7 protein-coding genes are annotated in these 7,333 nt (G+C 55.1%); 4 read left to right on the top strand and 3 right to left on the bottom strand.

Annotated elements, in window-relative coordinates:
* The 3 genes from lon to Q0510_RS17145 all read right to left on the bottom strand — a co-directional run.
* A partial coding sequence (lon, locus tag Q0510_RS17155) for an endopeptidase La (protein ID WP_298714582.1) occupies positions 1-1,890 on the bottom strand: 1,890 nt, incomplete at its 3' end.
* Positions 1,891-2,098: 208 nt separating this feature from the next.
* On the bottom strand, positions 2,099-2,707 hold the full coding sequence (locus Q0510_RS17150; protein WP_298714579.1) for a porin family protein: 609 nt from the start codon (positions 2,705-2,707) through the stop codon (positions 2,099-2,101).
* A 304-nt stretch (positions 2,708-3,011) separates the two neighbouring features.
* Entirely contained in the window at positions 3,012-4,304 is a 1,293-nt protein-coding gene (locus Q0510_RS17145) for a metallophosphoesterase (protein WP_298714577.1), read from the bottom strand.
* 247 nt (positions 4,305-4,551) lie between these two features.
* Between Q0510_RS17145 and Q0510_RS17140 the strand changes: the two genes are divergently transcribed.
* The 4 genes from Q0510_RS17140 to Q0510_RS17125 form a co-directional block, all read left to right on the top strand.
* Positions 4,552-5,238: a metal-dependent hydrolase gene (locus Q0510_RS17140; protein WP_298714575.1), complete on the top strand. Its 687-nt coding sequence runs from the start codon at positions 4,552-4,554 to the stop codon at positions 5,236-5,238.
* A 43-nt stretch (positions 5,239-5,281) separates the two neighbouring features.
* Positions 5,282-6,103, top strand: coding sequence for an AAA family ATPase (locus Q0510_RS17135; protein ID WP_298714573.1), 822 nt, complete (start codon positions 5,282-5,284; stop codon positions 6,101-6,103).
* The gene (locus tag Q0510_RS17130) at positions 6,087-6,992 is read left to right on the top strand and encodes a ParB/RepB/Spo0J family partition protein (protein WP_298714571.1); all 906 of its coding nucleotides are present in this window, start codon (positions 6,087-6,089) and stop codon (positions 6,990-6,992) included. The genes Q0510_RS17135 and Q0510_RS17130 overlap by 17 nt, the downstream gene beginning before the upstream one ends.
* 1 nt (position 6,993) lies before the next feature.
* Positions 6,994-7,333 (top strand): DUF5683 domain-containing protein (locus Q0510_RS17125; RefSeq protein WP_298714568.1); only part of this gene is annotated, 340 nt, incomplete at its 3' end.

The raw sequence follows: 7,333 nt of genomic DNA, 5'->3' as shown, positions 1-7,333 counted from the left end.
CGTCCAGGCCAAGCCCACGGCCACGCCGGGGGGATTGCCGGTTTTGTACATCTCGTTGCTGTACTTCGGCTTGCCCAGCGCCTGCACCACTCTTTCTTCAGACACGGCTTCTTTCGGCGTATGGCCCAGGGCCACGTCTTTGGCGAGGGAGCGCATGATGGCGGCAAACTGCCGGTCCAGCTCCCTTACGCCGCTTTCACGGGTGTAATGCGCGATCACTTTTTCGATCACTTTATTGGCGAACGACAGTTTCACATTGGCCAGCCCGTGCGCATCTTTCTGCTTGGGGATCAGGTGGCGCTTGGCGATCTCCACCTTTTCCTCGATGGAGTAACCGCTGAGGTCGATGATCTCCAGGCGGTCGCGCAGCGCGATGGGAATAGCGCTGAGGTTATTGGCGGTGGCGATGAAGAGGACCTTGCTCAGGTCGTACTCCAGCTCCAGGTAATTGTCGTAAAACGTGCTGTTCTGTTCGGGGTCGAGCACTTCGAGCAATGCGGATGCCGGGTCGCCGCGGTGGTCGCTGCCGATCTTGTCGATCTCGTCGAGGATCATCACCGGGTTGGAAGATTTCACCTTGCGGATCGTTTGCAGGATACGGCCGGCCATGGCGCCGATATAAGTCTTGCGGTGGCCGCGGATCTCGCTTTCGTCGTGCAAACCGCCCAGGCTCAGGCGCGCGTATTTGCGGCCGATGGCATTGGCGATGGAACGCCCCAGCGAGGTTTTACCGATACCCGGAGGGCCCACGAAGCAAAGGATCGGCGATTTCATGTCGCCCTTCAGCTTCAGCACGGCCAGGTATTCGAGAATGCGCTCCTTGATGCGGTCCATACCGTAATGATCGTGGTCCAGTACTTTCTTCGCCTTCTTCAGGTCGTAGCTGTCGATGGTATAATCCTGCCAGGGCAGGTCGAGCATGAGGTCGAGGTGATTGTAAACCACCGAGTAATCGGGCGTGCTGGGGTGCATGCGCTCCAGCTTCTCGATACCCTTGGTAAACAGTTCCTTGGCGGCTTCGGGCCATTTCTTGGCTTCCGCCTTGCGCTGCATTTCCTTGATCTCGCGATCGTTGGCATCGCCGCCCAGCTCTTCCTTGATGGATTTCATCTGCTGCTGCAGGAAGTAATCGCGCTGTTGCTTATCGAGGTCCTGTTTGGTCTTGTTGTTGATTTTATTCTTCAGTTCCGCCAGCTGCAGTTCCAGCTGCAGGAGTTTCATCAGCAACTCTGCACGCTGGCGGAGGTTGCTGATCTCGAGGATGCGCTGCTTCTCCTTCACGTCGCTGTTGAGGTTGCTGGCCACGAAGTGGATGAGGAAAGGCGCGTTCTCGATATTCTTCAGGATAATGCTGGCTTCTGAAGGCAGGTGCGGGCTGAGGGCGATGATCTGCGCCGCCAGGTCTTTGATGGAAGAAACATACGCATCGAACTCGGAGTCGTTGGCGTCTACCTCGTCCGACAACAATTCGTATTTAGTTTTGAAGTACGGGTCTTCCGAAACGATCTCGGTGATCTTAAACCGCTTGCGCCCCTGGATGATGATAGTCGTGCCGCCGTCCGGCATTTTAATGAGCTTCACGATTTTGGCAACGGTGCCTACATCGTTGAGGTCGCCCACACCCGGTTCTTCCACGTTGCTGTCTTTTTGTGCGACAACCCCTATCATTTTGTCAGTTTTATACGCATCGTTCACCGCTTTGATAGACTTGTCGCGCCCTACCGTAATAGGGAGTACCACGCCCGGGAATAACACGGTGTTGCGGAGCGGCAATAAAGCCAGCTCATCGGGTATTTGGTCTTCTTCCTGCCCTTCTCCGTCCTCATTCAGGGGAATGATGGGCATAAACTCCATCTCTTCCTCTGTATTGCCTAAGAAAAATGTATTCATCTGTCAGTTTTAAGTATCGGGACAGAATGGCAGAAACGCTCTGCATAAGTCCCGGAAAATAGAACATGGCTATATAGTCAAGATTGATGCCATTGATACCCGGCATGTCAAAATAGGAAAACGCGTAACGGGGTATTGGGGTTGCCCTTGCGGCAAAAAAAAGACCGCCCCGTTTCCGGGAGCGGTCATCGCTCAGTTGTAGGTATACTTAGAGGGTAATACCTACGCCTAATTGAATACTTTGATTCCTCCATTTGTCGGGATTGGTCCCGTCTGCGAGGGTGATGTCGTTTACGTTGGACAGGCCGATCACGTAGCGGGCGCTGATGTTGACGATCGGGAGCTGGAGCCAGAGGCCGCCTACCGCGCCGAAGTCGCCGCCTTTAAAGGCTTCTTTCCCTTCCTGGAACACGTTCCTTTTCTTGCTCGTCATGATCGAGAACTGGGGGCCCACCTGCAGCTTGAAGCGGGGGGAACCAAGATCGATGTTCGCCAGTACCGGGATGGAAAGATAATCTAATTTCGGTTTATCTTCTTTCACCTGGTCCAAATCATATACATCGTCGAAGTTGGAGGTTACTTCGGTCTTGGAGCTGGAATAGATCAGTTCGGGCTGGATGCCGAAGCCTTTCACCAGGTTGATCTGCGCGAAGCCGCCCAGGTGCCAGCCGAGTTTGAAAGCGTCGTCATATCCTGTTCCGTCGATCTTCCCGAGGTTAGCGCCTCCCTTGATACCGAAGCGCACCATTTTCTGTGCTTTTGCAGAGGATACGGTCAGGCCGGAGATAACAGCAAGGGCCAAAAACAGTTTTTTCATATATGATATTTGTTTAAGTGTTAAGCGGCTTAATTATCTTGATAGCTTGATTGTGAAAGGGGTTCCGCCGGTTAGAAGACGGTTACCAAACGCCCTACCCCTACGCTCGTTGCAAAATCCATGCTAAAAGATCTGGCGGCGGGAACGACAAGCCCCCTCCAACCTCCAAGTACTGAGTAAGGGTTTAGTAGGGATACAGTAGGGATACCGTACTGGAACAGTACTAAGACCCTGCCGCCCGGGGCATAAAAAAATCCGTCTCCCGGCGTATCATCACAGGAAGACGGACCACAAATAAGTTTGCTTACACCAGCTCTATGACGGTGATCTCGGGGAGGATGCCCACACGGCCGGGATATCCGAGGAAGCCGAAGCCCCTGTTCACGTAGAGGCGTTGTTTGCCTTCTTCATACAGCCCCGCCCACTGGCGGTAGATGTATTGCGCGGGGCTCCACTTGAAGAACGGGATTTCCACGCCGAACTGCATGCCGTGGGTGTGGCCGGCCAGCATCAGGTCGATGTCGGGGTATTCGGAACGGATCTGCCCGTCCCAATGGGTGGGATCGTGTGACAGGAGGATCTTGAACGGGATTTGCTCCGTGCCGGCATACGCCGCCTGCATATCGCCCAGCCGCGGGAAGCGGGGGTTCATGCTCCAGTTCTCCACGCCCAGCAGCGCGATCTGCTGCCCGTCTTTCTCCAGGATTTTATTTTCGTTCATGAGCAGGCGCCATCCCATTTTGGCGTGCATGCCCTTGAGGGCCTCCAGGTTTTGCGCCTTGAGGCGGGAACGGCGGTTGTTGTCGTAGTCGGGCCAGGGGTAATAGTCGCCGTAGTCGTGGTTTCCCAGGGTGGAATATACGCCCAGGGGGGCCTCGATCTTGTCGAACACGTCGAGGTAATCCTCCATTTCGATGGAACGGTCGTTCACCAGGTCGCCGGTGAACAGGACGAGGTCGGGCTTCTGGGCGCGGATGAGCTCAACGCCTCGTTTCACGGCTTCCTTGTCGTTGAAGGAACCGGAGTGGATGTCGGACAGCTGCACGATCTTTAGCCCTTTAAACGCCGCCGGCAGGTTGGGATAGGCCAGGCGGAGCTTGCGGACGTGGTAGTTGTATTTGTTGGACAGCCCGTACAGCAGCGTGCCCATGAGGGTGCCGCCGAGGAGGAAACCGGATTTGAGGAGGAAGCGGGAGCGGGTCATGCCGTCGGCTTCGCGGTTGCCGTCCTGCTGCGCCACTGCCGCTGCCACTGCGGGGGCGGAGCGTACTTTCTCCACGACCCACATCACGGCGCGGCGGCCATCGTCGATCAGGAGGAAGAGCACGACCATGAGTTTGGAGAAGGAGAAGGAGAACGCGAAGGTGAGGTAGTAGGCCCTGGCCTGCATGAATTTGGCCCAGGGAATTTTACCGTAGAAGACGATGGAGGCCATCACAATGGCGGATAACACCCAAAACAGGGCGAATACCGCCACCCGGATTTTAGGGGCGGCGTTGGCCATGAGGGCGCGGAGGGCGTAAAACACGTAGGCGTCGAGCGCCAGCATGATGATGACGAGGAGTATGGTGGAGAGTAAGTTTGGTCCGGCTCGCATAATATCGTATGGATCAATGGTTTAACTTGAAAGCAATCCTGTAAATTTAGGGAAAATGGTCCTGAAAGGGTGGTTTCCGTGGTTAGGTAGACGATCAAATGACTTAAAAATTGCAAAGATGGGGCAAAAAAAATGAGGGTTTTTCCCCAGTTCCGGGTGTGAATAAATAAATAAGTGCCTTGCCCCATTATTAGGCGATTCGTTGTATTTTTGTCCGATTAGGTCATAATAATATATTATTGCAATTATGAAGTTCACCTATTACGGGCATTCCAGTTTTGCGGTGGAAGTGAAGGGGAAGAAGATTGTGTTTGACCCGTTTATCACCCATAACGAGCTGGCTAAGTCGATAGACGTCAACCAGATAGAAGCGGATTACATCTTCGTGTCCCATGGCCATAGCGACCATGTGGCCGATTTGATGGACCTGGCGAAACGGACGGGTGCGACGGTGGTAGGTGCTTTTGAGCTCACGGAGTGGGTGCGGAAGCAGGGGCACGACAAGGTGCATCCCATGAACACGGGGGGCAAATGGGCGTTTGATTTCGGGACCGTGAAGTGTACGGTAGCGCATCATTCGGGCGGCATGCCGGACGGCAGTTACGGCGGCAATCCGATGGGATTTTTGTTCATGACCGGCGACGGGAACTTCTATTACGCAGGCGATACGGCATTAACGTTCGATATGGAGCTGATCCCGCGCTGGGCGAAGCTGGATTTCGCGGTGCTGCCGATCGGGGATAATTTCACGATGGGTGTGGAAGATGCGGTGATTGCCGCGGAGTTCATTGAATGCCAGCGTATTATCGGAGCGCATTACGACACTTTCGGATATATCAAAATCGATAAAGCGGCTGCCCAGCGGCAGTTCGAAGAAGCGGGGCTTACCCTGCTGCTGCCAGGTATCGGTGAAACCATCGAGGCCATCGGCTGACATCCTATTTTATCCTATTAAACCTGGAATTTAAGACAAGACAATGGCAAGAATCATCGCAATCGCCAATCAGAAAGGGGGCGTGGGGAAAACAACCAGCGCCATCAATCTCGCCAGCAGCCTGGCGGTACTGGAGTACAAAACGCTGCTCGTGGACGCGGACCCTCAGGCCAACAGCACTACGGGGCTGGGCTTCGACCTGCGCAACATTCAGCAGAGCCTGTACGACTGCATGGTGAACGACGTGCAACCGCGCGACGTGATCCTGGAATCCGACACGCCGAACCTGAAGGTATTGCCTTCGCACATCGACCTGGTGGGCGCGGAGCTGGAGCTTATCAACCATCCCAACCGGGAACGGGTGATGAAACAGGTGATCGATGCCGTTAAAGACGAATACGACTTCGTGATCGTAGACTGCTCCCCTTCCCTGGGCCTGATCACGGTGAACGCCCTGGTGGCTTCCCATTCGGTGATCATCCCGGTACAGTGCGAATTCTTCGCCCTGGAGGGCCTGGGCAAGCTGCTCAATACCATCAAAATCGTGCAAAGCAGGCTGAATACGGACCTGGAGATCGAGGGCATCCTCATGACCATGTACGACGGCCGCCTCCGCCTTTCCAACCAGGTTGTGGACGAAGTGAAGCAACACTTCGAGGAAAGCGTGTTCAACACCATCATCCACCGCAACACCAAGCTGGGCGAAGCCCCGAGCTTCGGCAAATCGGTGATCATGTATGATGCGATGAGCACCGGCGCCATCAATTACCTGAACCTGGCGAAGGAGATCCTGCAGAAGCATAATTTTACCAAGATCAATCAAGAAGACAAAATACTAGCAATTAACGATGACCAATCCGAGTAAGAAAGAGGCGTTGGGGAAAGGCATCCGCTCGCTGTTACAGAATATCGACACAGACCTGAAGCAGACCACCGGCGCGCTTGCCGAGCAAGTGGTGGCGCAGGCAACCGGTATTGAGCGGATCCCGCTTGACATGATTGAGATCAACCCCAAGCAGCCCCGCCGCGACTTCGACGAGCAGGCCCTGCAGGAGCTGAGCCAGTCCATCAAGATCCACGACATCATTCAACCCGTAACCGTTTCCCGCATCGGCAAGAAATACCAGCTGATAGCGGGCGAACGCCGTTTCCGCGCCAGCAAGATGGCAGGGTTGAAAGACATTCCCGCGTACGTGCGGCAGGCCAACGACCAGGAGCTCCTGGAACTGGCGCTGCTCGAAAACCTCCAGCGCGAGAACCTCAACGCCATCGAAATCGGCCTCAGCTACAAACGCCTCATGGAAGAGATCGACCTCACCCAGGAGCAGGTAGCCGAAAGAATGGGCAAGGAAAGGAGCACCGTCACCAATTACATCCGCCTGCTGAAACTGCCGCCCGATATCCAGGTGGCGGTCCGCAATAACAAACTCAGCATGGGTCACGCCCGCACCCTCATCGGTGTGGAAGATATCGACAAGCAGCTGTTCGTGTTCGGAGAAATCATGAAAAACGGGTTGTCCGTAAGGCAAACCGAAGAGCTCGTGCGCAAAGTGAACCAGAACGATAAGAGCCAGGCGAAAAAAACGGCGAAAGCCTCCCTCCCGCCGGCTTATCAGAAAATCCAGGACAACCTCTCGTCCCACTTCTCCACCAAAGTAAACCTGGACAGGGGCAAGAACGGGAAAGGCAGCATCCAGATCGAATTCTATTCCGACGAGGAGCTGGACGGCATCCTGGAAAAATTATCATTATAAGGTGAAACACAGCATCCGCTACCTGCTTTGCTGCCTGCTGCTGCTGCAGGGCACCCGCCTCCTGGCCCAGGCAGATACCACCGGCAACCGCGTGATCATGGACTCGCTCAAGCGCCAGGCCACGACCACCACTGCCGGTAAGGATACCGCCATCCGGTATACCAGTGCGGAAGACAGTCTCATAGCCAATTACAAACCGCTCCACAGCCCCCGCAAAGCGGCGTTCTATTCCGCCGTGCTCCCGGGGTTGGGGCAGATCTATAACCGCCAGTACTGGAAAGTGCCCGTGGTATACGCCGCCCTCGGCATCAGCGCCGGGTACTTTATCGGGAACCTGGACT

The organism is uncultured Chitinophaga sp. (assembly GCF_937874145.1).
Classification (GTDB): Bacteria; Bacteroidota; Bacteroidia; order Chitinophagales; family Chitinophagaceae; genus Chitinophaga.
This window is presented reverse-complemented; position numbering and strand designations above follow the sequence as displayed.

Bases quoted from the DNA above. Each gene is read 5' to 3' on its own strand.
- Q0510_RS17150 (WP_298714579.1), bottom strand. From the start codon at position 2,707: ATGAAAAAACTGTTTTTGGCCCTTGCTGTTATCTCCGGCCTGACCGTA.
- Q0510_RS17145 (WP_298714577.1), bottom strand. From the start codon at position 4,304: ATGCGAGCCGGACCAAACTTACTCTCCACCATACTCCTCGTCATCATC.
- Q0510_RS17140 (WP_298714575.1), top strand. From the start codon at position 4,552: ATGAAGTTCACCTATTACGGGCATTCCAGTTTTGCGGTGGAAGTGAAG.
- Q0510_RS17135 (WP_298714573.1), top strand. From the start codon at position 5,282: ATGGCAAGAATCATCGCAATCGCCAATCAGAAAGGGGGCGTGGGGAAA.
- Q0510_RS17130 (WP_298714571.1), top strand. From the start codon at position 6,087: ATGACCAATCCGAGTAAGAAAGAGGCGTTGGGGAAAGGCATCCGCTCG.